Annotated in this window: 12 protein-coding genes and 1 pseudogene; 8 read left to right on the forward strand and 5 right to left on the reverse strand. The window is 70.7% G+C overall.

The window, feature by feature from the left end; all coding sequences use genetic code 11:
- Window position 1 precedes the first annotated feature (1 nt).
- From flgL to GVL05_RS10105, 3 genes are all read left to right on the forward strand, one after another.
- A complete protein-coding gene (flgL, locus tag GVL05_RS10095) occupies window positions 2-883 on the forward strand; it encodes a flagellar hook-associated protein FlgL (RefSeq protein ID WP_123292714.1) in 882 nt (293 codons plus the stop codon).
- Window positions 880-1,248, forward strand: coding sequence for a flagellar assembly protein FliW (gene fliW / locus GVL05_RS10100; protein ID WP_111086356.1), 369 nt, complete (start codon window positions 880-882; stop codon window positions 1,246-1,248). The genes flgL and fliW overlap by 4 nt, the downstream gene beginning before the upstream one ends.
- 279 nt (window positions 1,249-1,527) lie before the next feature.
- Window positions 1,528-2,451 carry a hypothetical protein gene (locus GVL05_RS10105; RefSeq protein WP_159573070.1) on the forward strand — a complete coding sequence of 308 codons (924 nt, stop codon included), beginning with the start codon at window positions 1,528-1,530 and terminating at the stop codon, window positions 2,449-2,451.
- A 35-nt stretch (window positions 2,452-2,486) separates the two neighbouring features.
- Here GVL05_RS10105 and GVL05_RS10110 read toward each other — a convergent pair whose 3' ends face one another.
- A complete protein-coding gene (locus GVL05_RS10110; protein ID WP_159573071.1) occupies window positions 2,487-3,116 on the reverse strand; it encodes a hypothetical protein in 630 nt (209 codons plus the stop codon).
- A 38-nt stretch (window positions 3,117-3,154) separates the two neighbouring features.
- Between GVL05_RS10110 and GVL05_RS10115 the strand changes: the two genes are divergently transcribed.
- Window positions 3,155-4,048, forward strand: a complete 894-nt coding sequence (locus tag GVL05_RS10115; RefSeq protein ID WP_200849196.1) for a hypothetical protein — start codon at window positions 3,155-3,157, stop codon at window positions 4,046-4,048.
- Window positions 4,049-4,126: 78 nt separating this feature from the next.
- Here the strand turns inward: GVL05_RS10115 and GVL05_RS10120 are convergent, their stop codons facing one another.
- The gene (locus GVL05_RS10120; RefSeq protein ID WP_159573072.1) at window positions 4,127-5,095 is read right to left on the reverse strand and encodes a beta-ketoacyl-ACP synthase 3; all 969 of its coding nucleotides are present in this window, start codon (window positions 5,093-5,095) and stop codon (window positions 4,127-4,129) included.
- A 166-nt stretch (window positions 5,096-5,261) separates the two neighbouring features.
- On the opposite strand from GVL05_RS10120, the gene GVL05_RS10125 reads away from it, so the two are divergent.
- Window positions 5,262-6,233 (forward strand): aldo/keto reductase, encoded by a 972-nt coding sequence (locus GVL05_RS10125; RefSeq protein WP_123338347.1) that lies wholly within the window; start codon window positions 5,262-5,264, stop codon window positions 6,231-6,233.
- A gap of 139 nt (window positions 6,234-6,372) precedes the next feature.
- Here GVL05_RS10125 and GVL05_RS10130 read toward each other — a convergent pair.
- From GVL05_RS10130 to zapE, 3 genes and pseudogenes are all read right to left on the reverse strand, one after another.
- Window positions 6,373-6,999 (reverse strand): annotated as a pseudogene (locus GVL05_RS10130) (tyrosine-protein phosphatase); the annotation flags it as partial.
- Between the two features lie 54 nt (window positions 7,000-7,053).
- Window positions 7,054-8,328 (reverse strand): ammonium transporter, encoded by a 1,275-nt coding sequence (locus tag GVL05_RS10135; RefSeq protein ID WP_111086361.1) that lies wholly within the window; start codon window positions 8,326-8,328, stop codon window positions 7,054-7,056.
- A 205-nt stretch (window positions 8,329-8,533) separates the two neighbouring features.
- Window positions 8,534-9,553 carry a cell division protein ZapE gene (gene zapE, locus GVL05_RS10140; RefSeq protein ID WP_159573074.1) on the reverse strand — a complete coding sequence of 340 codons (1,020 nt, stop codon included), beginning with the start codon at window positions 9,551-9,553 and terminating at the stop codon, window positions 8,534-8,536.
- A 136-nt stretch (window positions 9,554-9,689) separates the two neighbouring features.
- On the opposite strand from zapE, the gene GVL05_RS10145 reads away from it, so the two are divergent.
- The 3 genes from GVL05_RS10145 (at window position 9,690) to GVL05_RS10155 (ending at window position 16,535) form a co-directional block, all read left to right on the forward strand.
- The gene (locus GVL05_RS10145; RefSeq protein ID WP_131846882.1) at window positions 9,690-10,595 is read left to right on the forward strand and encodes a sulfurtransferase; all 906 of its coding nucleotides are present in this window, start codon (window positions 9,690-9,692) and stop codon (window positions 10,593-10,595) included.
- Window positions 10,592-11,050 (forward strand): SufE family protein, encoded by a 459-nt coding sequence (locus GVL05_RS10150; protein ID WP_111086363.1) that lies wholly within the window; start codon window positions 10,592-10,594, stop codon window positions 11,048-11,050. Before GVL05_RS10145 ends, GVL05_RS10150 begins: the two co-directional genes overlap by 4 nt.
- Window positions 11,051-11,195: 145 nt before the next feature.
- Window positions 11,196-16,535 (forward strand): DUF6531 domain-containing protein, encoded by a 5,340-nt coding sequence (locus GVL05_RS10155; RefSeq protein WP_159573075.1) that lies wholly within the window; start codon window positions 11,196-11,198, stop codon window positions 16,533-16,535.
- Window positions 16,536-16,547 lie beyond the last annotated feature (12 nt).

Genomic DNA, 16,547 nt, shown 5'->3' on the forward strand with positions numbered 1-16,547 from the left:
CGTGATCACCCGGGTGACCACCCAGATGTCGATGGCCGCGGCCTCGGCACGGCTGCAGACCGGTGCGGCGCGCGTGGCGCAGCTGACCGAGCAGGCCACCACGCTGCAGGCGATCCAGAAGCCGTCCGACGACCCGGTCGGCACCGCGTCGTCGATGCAGGTCCGCAAGGAACAGGCCGCCGCCGCGCAGTACACGCGCAACGCGAACGACGCCGTGGCCTGGCTCGCGACCACCGACAGCGCCCTGTCCAGCGTCTACTCGGTGCTGAACAGCGTGCGGGACCTGACCGTGCAGGCGGCGAACTCCGGCACCATGAGCGACACCGACCGCGACGCCTTCATCACGCAGTTCCAGTCGCTGAAGTCCGACCTCGAGGCACGGGCCAACACGACCTACGGCACCCGCTCGGTCTTCGCCGGCGCCTCGACCGCCGCCGCCGCGTACGACCCGGCGACCGGGTGGGCGGCCTCCGGCACGGACGTCTCCCGCCGGATCGGCGACGGCACCACCGTGCGCGTCGACACCGCCGGGGCCGACGTCTTCGGCACCGGCGCGTCGTCCGTGTTCGGGGTGCTCGACTCCATCGTCAGCGACCTGCAGAACGGGGTGAACGTGAACGCGCGGATCAACGACGTCGACGGCGCGCTCGGTGCCGTCCGCGGTGCCCAGGCCGACGTCGGTGTCCGGCACGCGACCGCCCTCGCTGCCCAGGACTCGCTGAAGACCGCGGCCGTCTCGCTCGAGAACCGCCGCGCCGGCATCGAGGACGTCGACCTCGCCAAGGCCGTCCTCGACCTGCAGGTGCAGCAGACCAACTACCAGGCAGCCCTCGCCGTCACCGCGAAGGTCCTGCAGCCGACCCTGATGGACTACCTCCGATGAGCATCTCCCTGACCTTCGCCGTCCCGCCGTTCGGCCTGTCCCCCGCACCGGTCTTCACGCTGACCCCGGTGGACGGCGCCGAGGGCCTGTTCACCCTCGTCGGGGGTTCCTCGCGCTTGTTCGTGCTCGACGCCGCGGTGCACCTGCCGTCGTACTCGCCCGAGCTCACCGACGAGCAGGCCGCTGGGCTCGAGCTGACCGACCCCGCCGACGCCATGCTGCTCGTGGTGGCGAACCCCGGCGCGTCCGGCACGACCGTCAACCTGCTCGCGCCGATCGTCGTGAACGCCAGGACCGCGGTGGGCGCGCAGCTCATCCTGGAGGACCAGGACCTGCCGCTGCGGGCGGAGCTCGCGCGGGCGTAGGTGCTGTGGGGGGCTGGCGGCTGGCTGGCTGGCTGGCCTCCCCGCACCCGTTTTGCAACAATCCACGAGTCGATCGGCGCGTGGTTCGTCGGAACATGCGCACGCACCTGTTGCGTGTGCATGAGTCGACAAAGCACGAGGTGATCAACACGTGCATCGTCGCAAGGTGCAAACGAATGGAGCGCCCTCGTTCCTCCACACAGGGCGGTTGCGCTCGACTGTCCACAGATCGTCGCGGTAGGGCCCTCGCTCCGACTCGCTTCCCGCAGCCTGTGGGGCATGGGCAGAGCGAACGACATCGAACTCATCCGCACGACCGGCCTTCCGGATCCCGAACGCCGGGCGCTCGAGCGCGATGTCCACCGCGGGGTCCTCGAACGGATCCGCCCCGGCGTCCTGGTCCGGCCCGGGGCGCTCGACCATCTCCACCCTGGTGAACGACACCACGTGCTCGTCCGAGCATCGCTCCACCGCATCCGCGTCAGCGACCTCGTGTCGCACCAGTCCGCGTGCGCTGTGCTCGGGCTGCCGCTCGTCGGCGAAGCTCCGATGAAGGTCCACGTGTCCGACCCGACGACCACCCACACGCGGGTGACCGCCTGGTTCGTCCGGCACGGCACCGCAGCCCGGCCACCGACCGCGTACATCGAGTCCGGCGGACTGCGGACCACCGGGTGGGCGCGGAGCGCGGTGGACGTCGCTGCGACCCGTCCGTTGCTCGAGTCGCTGCCGGTCGTGGACCAGCTGCTCGCCGATCGGCGCACGACGCCCGAGGCGCTGGCCGCTGATCTCGAACTGCGGGGCTCGGCGCAGGCAAAGGCGGGGGTGGCGATCGAGATGGGGTCGGCGCTGTCGGGGTCGCCGGCGGAGTCGGTGTGCCGGGTGCGCTTCCGGCAGGTCGGGGCGCCGGAGCCGGTGCAGCAGCACGAGTTCCGACGGACCGGAGGTGGGACGGCCGTCGTGGACTTCTGGTTCCCCGATCAGGGCGTCGTGGTCGAGGTCGACGGCCGCGCGAAGTACGAGGACCCGACGATGCTCGAGGGGCGGAGCACCGCCGAGGCGCACTGGCAGGAGAAGCGTCGCGAGGACTTCGTCCGCTCGTTCCCCGAGGTCCGGTTCGTCGTCCGGTTGTCGTGGGCCGACCTCATGCAGCCCGACCGCGTGCGTGCAGCACTCCGCCGGGCGGGTGTCCCGTGCCGGTGACGAACAGGCGAGCGGCTCCGAGGGGCCGGCCGGGGTCAGTGGCGCGGCGCCTCCGGGTGGTGTTCGCGCTGCCGTTCGACCACGAGCGGTGCACTCGGCACGCCACCGCCGACGATCACTTCGCCGATACCGACCCGCACGCCGTGGACCCGCCCGACACCCTTCACCACACCGGCACGGCGATCGGGGTCGGGCTCGCGGTGGTCGCCCCCGGCTGCGAGCTCGGCGTCACGGACGGCGACCGTCCCGAGCACCTGCGCACCGGCACCGAGCTCGGTGGGGCCCTCGACGAGGCAGCCGCCCGACAACCGAGCGCCGTCCCCCACGAGCACGTCCGCCCCGGTGGCCGTGATCGTGACGGGCCCCGGGCCCAGTTCGGCAGCGGAACCGATGGTCACCCGGGCCGCGGTGGCGACGACGGTGACCTGCCCCGGACCGAGCCGCGCGCCGGATGCGACGGCGATCGAACCCCCGGCACGCGTCTCGAGCACGACTCCGGGGTACAGCACCACCCCGGCTGCAAGGGTGACGTCCGCGCCGACGAGCACGGAGCCGGGGTCGAGCACCACGACCTCGGGCAGCAAGCCGCGCACCTCGGCGACCGTCAGGAACCCGGAGGCCCGACGAGCGTCGTCAGCCGGACCGGGCGCGCCGTCGATGTCCATCCAGCGAGCCTCCCACATGCCCGGCGTACGGTGAGCGCATGGCCCGCTCCCCGAAGGACCAGGCGATCGTGCCGCTGCCGAACGCCCAGGTCTCCCCCATGCCCGACGACTCCCGAACCCCGCAGCCGCAACAACCCGGCGGGTGGGTCAAGTGGCTCGACCGTGCCATCAGCGTCCAGCGCCCGGTGGTCGTGGCGCACGTCAACGCGATCCGCCGACGCAAGCCGGACGCCACCCCCGCCGAGGTCATCCAGATCCTCGAGCGGCAGTACCTCACCGCGGTCACCACCGGTGGCGCAGCAGTCGGTGCGAGCGCGGTCATCCCGGGCGTCGGGATGGTGGCCGCCCTCGGGCTGAGCGGCGCGGAGACGGTCGGGTTCCTCGAGACCACCGCGCTGTTCGCCCAGTCGGTGACCGAGGTGCACGGCATCGCCCTGGACGACCCCGAACGGGCACGGACCCTGGTGATGGCGATGATCCTCGGTGCTCCGGGCACACAGCTCATCAAGCAGCTCGGCGGGCAGATCGCCGGCGGTCAGGCGCGCACGGCGTTCTGGGGCGAGATGGTGACCTCGTCCCTGCCGAAGCAGGTCGTCAACGGCCTCGGCGGGCAGGTCCGCGACCAGTTCATCAAGCGGTTCGCAGTGCGTCAGGGGACGTCGGTGCTCGGCCGTGCACTGCCGTTCGGGATCGGCGCAGCCGTCGGCGGGCTCGGCAACCACGCGCTCGGGCGGAAGGTCATCCAGGCCTCGCGGACCGGGTTCGGGCCGCCGTCGGCACACTTCCCGATCATCCTCGAGCCCAAGCCCGCGAAGCCCGAGAAGCAGCCCAAGGACAAGCAGCTGAAGCAGCCCAAGCAGCAGAAGCAACTCGGCTGGCGCCGCGGCTCCGCGAAGGACGAGGACCTCTGGTCGGAGACGCCCGAGCGCTGAGCCGGGCGGCAGGCCCGATCAGAACGACCGACGCCCGATCAGAACGACCGACGCCCGATCAGAACGACCGACGCCCGATCAGAACGACCGCACCGGCGTCCTGACGACCTGGCCGGCGTGCGCGAACCCGCCGCCGAAGCCGAACAACAGCGCGGGGACGCCCTCGGGCAGGTCGCCACGCGCCCACGCCTTCGACAACCCGAGCGGGACGCTGGCGGCCGAGGTGTTCCCGGACTCGACGACGTCGCGGATGACGAACTTCGACTCCCCGCCGAGTGCGGTGACGAGCGGCTCGATGATCCGCAGATTCGCCTGGTGGAACGCGAACACCTCGATGTCGTCCATGGTGAGCCCGGCGGCCTCGACGACCTTGCGGGCGTGCCCCTCGGCCTCGGTGATGGCCCAGCGGTAGATCGATCGGCCCTCCTGGTTGAACCGACCCGGCGTCCCCTCGACCCGCACCGCGTCGAGCAGGTGCGGCACGCTGCCCCACGAGACGGGCCCGATCTCGGGGACGTCGGCGGCGCCGAGCACGGCGGCTCCGGCCCCGTCACCGACGAGCACGCACGTCGACCGGTCGGTCCAGTCGGCGATGGCGGAGAGGGTCTCGGACCCGATGACGAGCGCGACGTCGGTGGACCCGACGCGGATCGACTGGTCGGCGAGGGCGAGCGCGTACTCGAACCCACTGCACGCGGTGTTGATGTCGATGGGCGCCGGACCGTCCGTCATCCCGAGCGCGGCGGCGACCCGACCGGCGGTGTACGGCGCACGGTCCTGGTGCGTGGTGGAGGCGACGATGACGAGTCCGACGGCCGAGGGCGAGACGCCGGCGTCGGCGAGGGCGTTGCGGCCCGCTTCGATCGCCATCGACGTGACACTGTCGTCCGGCCCGGCGATGTGGCGGGTCTGGATCCCGGTCCGGGTGCGGATCCACTCGTCGTTGGTGTCGACCATGGTCGAGAGTTCGTCGTTGGTCAGGATGCGTTCGGGCTGGTGGTGACCGAACCCGAGGATCCGGCTGCCACGGAGTGCTGGGGTGTTCACCGTCGTCACGGTACTCCTCCCCGGAGCGCGGACATGCCCCGGACGGCATGCAGCCACGCACCATGCAGAACAATGCACCCAGCAAGCAGAACAATGCACCCCAGCATGCAGAACCGGTACTCCCAGGGCCTGGCAGGGTGCCCCTCGGAGCGCGTAGACCGGAGTCATGGACTACACACACCTCGGACGGACAGGGCTGTCGGTTTCACGAGCAGTGCTCGGCACGATGAACTTCGGCCCGGAGACCACTGAAGACGACTCGCACGCCATCATGGACCGGGCCCACGAGCTCGGCGTCAACTTCTTCGACACCGCCAACGGCTACGGCGGCTCGGTGGGCAAGGGCGCCACCGAGGAGATCATCGGCCGCTGGTTCGCGAAGGGCGGCGGCCGTCGCGAGAAGACGGTCCTGGCGACGAAGGTCTACGGCGACATGATCGACTGGCCGAACGGCGGCAAGCTCAGCGCCTTCAACATCCGCCAGTCGCTCGACGCCAGCCTGCAGCGCCTGCAGACGGACCACATCGACCTGTACCAGTTCCACCACGTCGACCGTGCGACCCCGTGGGACGAGATCTGGCAGGCGATCGACGTCGCCGTGCAGCAGGGCAAGGTCCTGTACGTCGGGTCGTCGAACTTCGCCGGCTGGCACATCGCCCAGGCGCAGGAGGCCGCGAAGCGCCGCCACACCTTCGGCCTGGTGAGCGAGCAGTCGATCTACAACCTCGTGGTGCGCGACATCGAGCGCGAGGTCCTGCCCGCCGCCCGCGAGTACGGCCTCGGCGTCATCCCGTGGTCGCCGCTGCAGGGCGGTCTGCTCGGTGGTGTCATCGAGAAGACCGAGAACGGCTCCCGCCGTCTGTCGGGTCGCAGCGCCGAGTACGTCGAGGGGCACCGCGACCAGCTCACGGCCTACGAGTCGTTCGCCGAGGAGCTCGGCCACACGCCCGGCGAGCTCGCCCTCGCGTGGCTCCTCCACCAGCCCGGTGTGACCGCGCCGATCACCGGCCCCCGCACGATGGAGCAGTGGGAGTCCGCGGTCCGCGCCGTCGACATCCGCCTGGACCAGCGTGCGCTGGACCGGCTCGACGAGATCTTCCCGGGGCACAAGACCTCACCGGAGGACTACGCCTGGTGAGCTGACGGAACGGGCCGGAACCACGGCCCGCGATCAGGACCACGGACGGGAGGCACGGTGCGCGTCGGACGCGCACCGTGCCTCCCGTCTGACGTCGCCGCCACTGCCCGTGGCGAGCCGCCAGGACGACGCACGCCCGTCAGAGCGCCGCGATCTCCGCGTCCGTCAGCCCGGCCCAGCGCAGGTACGCGGTGACGCTGCCCCACCGCGCCTCGACGTGCCGGACCACGGTGGTCATGGTCTCCGGCACGCACCGTTGCGCGACAGCGGTCGCCTCGGGGTCGGTGCTCACCGCACGCTCTGCGGCGAACCGATCGGCCAGCCCGACAGCGCTGGCGGCGTAGTCGTCGCCGACGGCCTCGATCGATGCGCCCCAGAGTCGGGCGAGCAGTCCGCTGACGACGCCGGTGCGGTCCTTGCCGGCGGAGCAGCAGACGAGCACGTCGCCGTCGGACCGGGCGATGGCGCGGAACGCGGCGGCGATCCCGGTGCGGTGGCGCTCGAGCCAGTCGATGTACTGCTCCTCGAGCTGCACGGCCTGGGCGCCGGACTCGACGGTCGACGGGTCGAACAGCGGGACGAGCCGGTAGCCGTCGGTTGTGCCGAGCGGGTGCGGGACGCGGGCGACCTCGTCGTCACGGCGCAGGTCGACCACGGCCGCGAGTCCGTGCGGGTAGGCGTCGGCACCGACGCGTTCGGTGTTGGCGCGGTACACGGTGCGGGGTCGGGCGTCCTGCAAGCCCGGTCCCCCGACCTCGCGCAGGTTGGTGAGGGTCGACGTCGTCGTGCGGGTGGTGCTGGTGGAGCTGGTGTCTGCTGGCTAGCGGACCGAGACCGGCGAGTCGTCGGTCTGCTCGTAGAGGACGTAGCCCTCTTCACCGTGGACCGCGGTGTCGATGCCGGCGACCTCGTCCTCGGTCTTGACGCGGAAGCCGATCGTCTTCTCGATGAGGAAGCCGATGACGAACGCCAGGACGAAGGAGTAGATGCCGACGGCCAGGGCCGCGGTGGCCTGCTTGCCGAGCTGCTCGAACGAACCGGAGTAGATCAGGCCGGTGTCGTTGGCGAAGAAGCCGAGGTACAGCGTGCCGACGATGCCGCCGACCAGGTGGACACCGACGACGTCGAGCGAGTCGTCGAAGCCGAGACGGTACTTCCAGTCGATGGCGAAGCAGCAGATGATGCCGGCGACGAAACCGAGCAGGATGCCCCAGCCCGGGGTCAGGTTGGCACACGCCGGGGTGATCGCGACGAGACCGGTGACGGCACCCGAGGCGGCGCCGACCGACGTGGCCTTGCCGTCCTTGAGCTTCTCGACGAGCAGCCAGCCGAGGATGGCAGCGGCCGGTGCGGCGAGGGTGTTGACCCAGGCGATCGCGGCGATGCCGTCAGCGGCGCCCTCGGAGCCGGCGTTGAAGCCGAACCAGCCGAACCACAGGATGGCGGCACCGAGCAGGACGAAGGGCGGGTTGTGCGGCTTGTGTGCACCCTTGGCGAAGCCGACGCGCTTGCCGAGGACGAGCGCCAGGGCGAGACCTGCTGCACCGGCGTTGATGTGCACCGCGGTGCCACCGGCGAAGTCGATGACCCCCCACGTGGCAGCCCAACCCGAGGTCAGGTTGAAGACCCACGAGGCGACCGGGAAGTAGACGACCGTGACCCAGATGCCCGCGAAGACCATCCAGGCGCCGAACTTGGCGCGGTCGGCGATGGCGCCGGAGATGAGCGCGACCGTGATGATCGCGAACGTGGCCTGGAAGCCGACGAACGCCATCGACGGGTACGCCGCCTGGATGTTCGAGGACTGCGCCTCCTCGAAGGCCTGGCCGAGGCCGATCTGGTTCCAGTCGATGCTGAAGAACCCGACGACACCGGAGACCGCCGTGCCGTCACCGTGGTTGGCGAAGGCGATCGCGTAGCCGTAGAGCACCCACAGGACGCTCACGAGTGCGATCGCACCGAACGACATCATCATCATGCTGATGACGGACTTGGCCTTCACCAAACCGCCGTAGAAGAAGGCCAGGCCGGGTGTCATGAACAACACCAGCGCCGCCATGACCAACACGAACGTCGTGTTGCCCTGATCAAGCATCTGTTCACCTCTCGATTGCACGAGCGGCTCTTGGACCGCCTCGGGTGACACCGAGTCTGGCGAGGTGACGTTTCACGAGGGGGCACGATGTGTTTCGCGGATGTAACGCGACGGCGCGGTTTGTAAACGTCGTGTTTCGCACGGCCCGATGCCCCCTGGACAGGGGGTGCACCGACCGGTCAGCGGATACCCCGGGCGGTGGGGGTCAGTCCTGGGCGCGGCTCAGGGCCACGACACGGCTCGCTGCGCGCAGGTACTTCTTGCGGTAGCCACCGTCGAGCATGGCGTCGGGGTACACCTGGTCGAGCGGCGTGCCCGAGGCCACGATCCGGACCTGGGCGTCGTACAGCCGGTCGACGAGCGCGACCCACCGGAGCGCGTCGGTCTGGTCCGTGAACGCCCGGACGTCGGTGAGCCCGACGGCGTCGAGGTCCTCGACGAGTGCAACGTACTTCGACGGGTGCACCGAGCCGAGGTGCGCGACCACGGCCGAGAAGTCGTCGAGCGTGACGGTGCCGGCGGGCAGTGCCGCGGCCACGTCGGACACCACACCCGCCGACTCGTCGACCGCGCGGCGGCGGTAGTCGAGCCCGTCGATCCGCATCGTGTCGAACCGGTCGGACATCGCCTGGATCTCCCGCAGGAAGTCCTGGGCCGCGAACCGTCCCTCGCCGAGCGCGCCCGGAGGTGTGTTCGAGGTGGCGGCGAAGCGGGTGCCGGTCTCGGTCAACTCCTTGATCAGGCGAGTCATGACCATGGTGTCGCCCGGGTCGTCGAGCTCGAACTCGTCGATGCAGACCAGCGCGGTCCCCCGCAGCAGGTCGACCGTGCCCTGGAACCCGAGCGCGCCGACCAGCGCCGTGTACTCGATGAACGTGCCGAACGTCTTCCGCCCGGAGGCCGCGTGGTATGCCGCCGCGAGCAGGTGGGTCTTGCCGACACCGAACCCGCCGTCCAGGTAGACGCCCGACTTCGCAGCGGGCTCGACCGGCTGCTTGCGGCGGCCGAACAGGGCGCGACGGGGCGCTTCGGTCGGCCCGGCCGCGACGAACGCGGCGACGGCGTCGCGCACGTCGGCCTGCGAGGCGTAGTCCGGGTCCGGGCGGTACGAGTCGAACGAGGCGGCCGCGAACTGGGGCGGTGGCACCAGTGCCGCGGCCATCTGCTGCGGGGTCACCTGGGGGTCACGGTCGACGAGGTGCGCTGGCGCGGTGTTCGTGGACAATCAGGAACCCTTCCGGGAAGCAAGTCGTGCGGTGTCACGTTGCGGCTGGGGCACGGTACGTCCGCGTACCGTTGCCCACAGGCACCGACGACCGATCCTAGTCCGGTGCCGGATGACCACCTGGAGGTAGCTCACCATGACCGCACCGGTCGACCCGTCCGAGAAGTTCACCGCCTACGCTCACCCGGAGCGTCTCGTCTCCACCGAGTGGCTGCAGGAACAACTGGACGCCCACACCCCCGACCTGGTCGTCGTCGAGTCCGACGAGGACGTCCTGCTCTACGAGACCGGACACATCCCCGGCGCGGTCAAGATCGACTGGCACACCGACCTCAACGACCCGGTGCAGCGCGACTACATCGACGGCGAGGCGTTCGCCGAACTGCTCGGCAGCAAGGGCATCGGCCGCGAGACCACCGTCGTGCTCTACGGCGACAAGAACAACTGGTGGGCCGCCTACGCCCTCTGGGTCTTCTCGCTGTTCGGCCACGAGGACGTCCGCCTGCTCGACGGCGGCCGTGCGAAGTGGATCGCCGAGGACCGCGCACTCACCACCGAGGAGACCGTCGTCACGCCGGCCGAGTACCCGGTCGTCGACCGGATCGACACCGAGATCCGTGCCTACAAGGACGACGTGCTCGCCCACCTCGGCAAGCCCCTCATCGACGTGCGCAGCCCGGGCGAGTACGACGGTTCCCGAACCACCGCGCCCGACTACCCGGAAGAGGGTGCACTGCGCGGCGGCCACGTCCCCACCGCGGTGAACATCCCGTGGGCGACCGCCGCCGCACCGGACGGCACGTTCAAGCCGCGCGCCGAACTCGACGCCATCTACCGCGAGGGCGCCGGCATCGGCGACGCCGACGAGGTCATCGCGTACTGCCGAATCGGCGAGCGGTCGAGCCACACCTGGTTCGTCCTGCAGCACCTGCTCGGCTACGACAGCGTCCGCAACTACGACGGCTCGTGGACCGAGTGGGGCAGCGCCGTCCGCGTCCCGATCGTGCAGGGCGCGGAGCCGGGTACAGTTCCGAACCGATGAACGACAGCACCGAGGCCACCCTCCCCGCCACCCTCGCCGAGATCCGCGACGACTTCCTCGCCCTGGGCCAGAAGGACCGCCTGCAGCTCCTCCTCGAGTTCTCGAACGAGTTGCCCGCGCTGCCCGAACGGTTGCAGGGGCACGAGGACGAACTCGAACGGGTCGAGGAGTGCCAGTCCCCCGTGTTCATCACGGTGACCGTGGGCGAGGACGGCGACGCACCCGACGTCGTCCGCATGCACGCCACCGCCCCGCGCGAGGCGCCGACCACGCGCGGCTTCGCCTCCATCCTGGCGCAGGGCCTGAGCGGCTTGACGGCAGCGCAGGTGCTCGCCGTGCCGGCGGACTACCCGTTGACGATCGGCCTGTCCGAGGCGGTCAGCCCGCTGCGGATCCGCGGCATGGTGGGCATGCTCGGACGCGTGCAGCGTCAGGTGCAGGCTGCGGTGTCGTAGACGCGACCTTCTGACAGACGGGAGGCCCGTGGCGGATCCGCCACGGGCCTCCCGTCCATCTCCCCCTCGGCACGCATGCCGTCCTCTGGAATTTCAGTCCGGACCCGTGCCAGGATGGTGCGGTCAGCACCAGGGGGGAATGACGATGGCGAAGATCCACGGGAACGATCCGACCGGCTACTCGTACAGCGCGGCGGATGCGCTCAAGTCGGCTTCGACGGCGCTTGCGTCGTCGATCGGCGGCCAGTCCGGGTCGCGGTCGCCATCGGTGACGACTGCGCGTGCGGAGTTCCGGGGCTACTTCTCCGAGGTCTTCGCGGACAACGCCGACATCGCCTCGCGCAGCGCGACGAAGCTCGTCGAGTCGCTGCAGAGCCTGTCGGGCTTCGTGCAGCAGCTCCGCGACGCCGCGAAGGACGAGGACGACCGGCGGAAGCAGGCGAAGGAGTGGACCGCCCGCAAGCGTGAACGCGAGGAGAACCTCCTCGTCGCCGCAGGACACGAGATCTCGACGTGGTTCGGCGGGGGCGACGACCCGAAGCCGCCGGAGCCCGAGCCGGAGCCACGACTGCAGGCGGACGAGGTCAGCGTCACGGGGCGGGAGTTCCCGGCGGGCGGCGGGACCAGCGGTGGGACGTCGTCCGCCGTCCCCGCGGACCTCCGCTCCTTCGAGGCGACCACCCGGACGCTCGACGCCGATCTGTCCGGCGCCGTCTCGACGTTCCGGAACGCCCTGAGCGACTACGAGGCCGAGTGCAACCCGTGCTGGGGCACCCTGAACGCCCAGTCGCTGCTGACCGCGGTGAACGACTGGCTCACGGCGAACGGGAAGGACGCCGACTGGGCGGGCACCGTCGCAGCGCAGTTCGAGGCCGCCGGTGGCGGTGCCGGGCCCGCGACGCTGTCGGACGCGGCGATCGCGGCCGCGCTGTCGTCGGCGGGGATCGACGCCGGTCGGGACGACTTCACCATCGGGCCGTTCTCGGCGATGGGGACGCCCCCGACCAACGGGTTCGCCGACGACCCGGTCAACACGGCCACCGGCAACTTCCTCGAGCCCGAGACCGACCTGTCCTTCGCGGGGCAGGCCGCGTCGCTCCGGCTCACCCGCATGTACAACTCACTCGACGGCCGCTCCGGGGTGTTCGGGCTCGGGTGGTCCTCGATCCTCGACACCCGGCTGGAGATCACCGACGACGCCGCGTCGGTCGTGCTCGACGACGGCCGGCAGGTCGACTTCCCGCGGCAGGGCGACGGCTGGGACCGCGCGGTCGGCGAAGACCTGTGGCTCCGGGCCGAGCGAGACTCCCTCGTCGTCCAGGACAACGCCGGCGGTCGCTGGGAGTTCACGCCGTCCGGACTGTGGTTGCGCAGCGGACGTGGAGCAGGCACCACGGTGGCCGTGCGGCGTGACGAGCAGGACCGCATCACGCGCCTGTCGCACGTGTTCGGACGGTTCATCGACGTCGAGTACGCGGGCGACCGTGTGGCGTCGACGACCGCCTCGGACGGACGCCGCATGGAGTACCACTACGACGGTGCTCGTCGACTCGTCCGTGCGACGGACGCCGTCGGCAGTCGTCGGTACCGCTGGAACGCGGACGGGCTGATCGACCGAGTGACCGCGGCGACCGGGGTCGTCGAGTGCGAGAACACCTACGACGACCGCGGCCGGGTCATCGAGCAGCGCACACCGTTCGGTCGACGGGTCCGGTTCACGTACCTGCCGGGTCGGGTCACCTCGGTCTCCGACGTCGACGGGGACCACGCGAACACCTGGATCGCCGACCGGAAGGGCCGCGTCGTCGGGATCATCGACACCGACGGGCAGCGCCAGTCGATGTCGTACGACCCGCACGGCAACCTCGTCTCGGTGACCGAGCGCGATGGTCAGGTGACCGTCCACGGGTACGACGACCGCGGGCGTCGGGTCCGGACCGTGACGCCGGAGGGCGCCGACATCACCTTCGGGTACGACGAGCAGGACCGCATGACCACGGTGGTCACCGCGAACGGCGGGGTCGCCGAGTACGAGTACACGGGCGACGACCGGAACCCGTCGGCCGTCGTCGATCCCGTCGGCGGACGCACGCTGCTCGACTGGCAGGACGGGGTGCTCGTCCGCACCACCGATCCGACGGGCGTCGTCGTCACGTTCCACCACGACGCGTCCGGTGAGCTCGTCGGCGCCGAGAACGCCGTCGGCGACACCGCGCGGTTGGTCCGCGACGCCGGAGGCCGGATCGTCGAGGCCGTCACACCGCTCGGCCACCGGACCCGGTACCGCTACGACGCCGCCGGGCTGCTCACCGCGCGCGAGGATCCGGACGGCGGACTGTGGCGGTTCGAGCACGGCGACGGCGGTCGGGTAACGGCGACGATCGACCCGACCGGTGCCCGCACGGAAGTCACCCACGGTCCACACGGCGAGGTCGTGTCCACCACGGACCCCCTCGGTCGCGTCGTCACGAAGGACTTCGACGCGTTCGGCAACGTTTCGACGATGACCCTGCCCGGCGGTGCCGAGTGGGCGTTCGTCCACGACGCGCTCTCGCGGCTCGAAGCCGTGGTCGACCCGGCCGGCGGCACCTGGAGACGCGAGTACAACGCGGTCGGAGCCCTCGGCGCCACCGTCGACCCGACCGGTGTCCGCACCGAGGTGGGGCAATCGCGCACGGACGGCGTCTCCACGGTCCGCGACGCCTTCGACGCCGTGTCCGTCACGACCGACGAGTTCGGGCGTCCGACCCGGCTCGAGCACGCGGATTCCTCTGCTGAGCTGACGACGTACGACGCTTGCGGCCGCCCGGTCGAGCTCGTCGACCCGGACGGTGGGCTCACCCGCATCCAACGTGACCTCGCCGGACGCGTCGTCGCCGTCACCACCCCGGCGGGCCGCACCACCCGGTACGAGTACGACGCGTGCGGCCGACCGGTCTCCGCGATCGATCCCGCCGGCGCACGCACCACGCTGACCTACGACGCGGATTCGCGGGTCGTCGCGCGCACCCTGCCGACCGGCGAGGTCGCTCGGACCGAGTACGACCGCCAGGGTCGAGTCGTCCACGCCGACGTCCCCGGGGTCGGCACCGTCCGGTACCGGTACGACCGAGTCGGTCGCGTGGTCTCGGCGCGGGACACCCGCTTCGGCCAGCGGACCTTCCGGTACGACGCCGCAGGACAGCTCGTCGCCGCGGTGAACGGTCTCGGGGGTACGACCCGCTACGAGTACGACCAGCGTGGACGACTCGTCCGCTCCGTCGATCCGCTGGGTGGCGTGACCGTCCGGACGTACACGCAGCTCGACAAGGTGGCCTCGTCCACGGATCAGCTCGGGCGCACGACGACGGCGACCTACGACGCCGCCGGACGACAGCTCACCCAGACCGATCCGGACGGCACCGTGCTGCGGTGGGAGTACGACGCAGCCGGTCGGGAATCCGCGCAGTACGCCGACGACCGTCTGCTCGGCCGCATCGACCGCGATGCCCGCGCCCGCACGGTGACGATCACCGACGAGACCCGTGCGGACTCCCCTGCCTCCCACGTCCTCGAGTTCAGCCGACTGGGCCAGCTCGTCCGACGTGCCACCGGCACGCGCGAGACCCGGTGGACCCACGATGCCGACGGACTCCGCACCTCGGTGCAGTCCCCTGACGGGTCCACGACCCGGTACGAGCACGACGCCACCGGACGGGTCGTCCGCGTCGACCACTCGGCCTTCGGCGAAGTTCGGTACGAGCACGACGCGGCAGGGCGGCTCCTGGAGGCCCGCGCCGGCGACCAGCTGCAGACCTGGGAGTACGCGAACGGACACGTCGTCCGACACACGCGCATCGACTCGGACGGCACGCACCTCAGCACCATCGGGCGCGACGCCGACGGGCGCATCACCCGGGTCGATGGACCCGGCGGGAGCACCACCTACGAGCACGACGATGCCGCGCAGCTGGTGGCGTCCGTCCAGGACGGCAGTCGCACGGGCTGGGTCTACGACGCAGCGGGTCGCCTGGTCGAGGAACGAACGGACTCCGGGGCCCGACGGTTCTCGTACGACGCCGCCGGACAGCTGACCAGGGTCGACGCTCCGGACGGGGTGCCCGAGGCGGAGTACGCCTACGACGGCGCTGGTCGTCGGGTGGAGGCGCTCCGAGCCGACGGGGTGACGACCACGTACGGCTGGACCCCGCAGGGTCACCTCACCGCGGTGGCGGAGGCCACCGCGGCAGGCACCACCACGACCGACCTGCACGTCGACGCCCTCGGTGAACTCGCCGATGTCGACGGCATCCCGATCGCTTGGGACACCGCCGCGTTCGCGCCGACGCTCCTCGCTGTCGGCGACACCCCGGTCGTCCGCGCTCCCGGTGGTCTCACCGGGGTGGGCGACGGGTGGGCAACCAGCGGTCGGCGCACGACGAGAGCAGCCGACGACGCCGACCCGTGGCAGACGCTCATCGACCTCGGCGGTTCCGGCCTGCCCGGCGGGATCGCGCTCGGCGCCGACGGTTCGCTGCAGGTCGCCGGCTTGGAGTGGATGGGTGCCCGCGCGTACGACTCGTCGTCGCGCGGCTTCCTGTCCATCGACCCGGTCAGCGCGCCCGCCGGAGCAGCCTGGGCAGGCAACCCCTACTCGTTCGCCGGCAACGATCCGCTGCACGCCATCGACCCGCTCGGTCTCGCGCCCGTTACCGACGCGGAACTGGAGGCCTACGCGGCGGCCGAACAGGGTCCGCTCGCCCGGGCCGCTGCGGCCACCGGTGACTGGTTCGCGGACAACTGGGAGTACGTCGCCGGCGGCGCGATGGTCGTCGCGGGCGGTGTGCTTCTCGCCACCGGCGTCGGCGGTCCGGTCGGCATGATGCTCATCAGCGCCGGTGCCGACACCATCATCCAGAAGGCCACGACCGGCGAGGTGAACTGGGGCCAGGTCGCCGTCAGCGGGGCATTCGGTGCGGTCGGCGGTGGTGCCGGTGCCCTGATCGGGAAGCACCTGCTGGGCAACGCCGCAGAGGGCGCGGTCGAGAACGTCGCGAACTACGCCGTGAGCGGCCAGCCGGTGACCCCCGGTGGAATGCTCCGGAACGCTGCCGAGGGTGCCGCGACGTCGGCGGCCACCGGCGGCACGATGTCGAAAGTGCACCTGCCGACCGCGGTGAACAGGCTTTCCGACGTCGCTCCTTTACCTCCGACAGGACTCGGTGAGCGCGCCCAGCGAATTGCAGACAAGGTTCTCGAAGATCCGAACAAGATGGGGCACATCTTCGACAAGAAGGAACACGGACTTGATCCGCTCGTCGACTCGATGGGAGGGAAGCGTCCGGTCATCGAGGCCGTTGCCCATCACCTCGACAAAAAAGATCTACCCCCCGGCAAATTTGTTGAAGATGTACCGATAAGCGACGCTACTGTTCGCGTACGTGGATCCAATGTAGAGGACACCCCTCGTGTCGGTACAATGTTCATCCCAAGGGACACACCTTGAAGATTGGGGCAA

It is taken from the genome of Curtobacterium sp. 18060, from assembly GCF_902706105.1.
In the GTDB taxonomy this organism is placed as follows: Bacteria; Actinomycetota; Actinomycetes; order Actinomycetales; family Microbacteriaceae; genus Curtobacterium.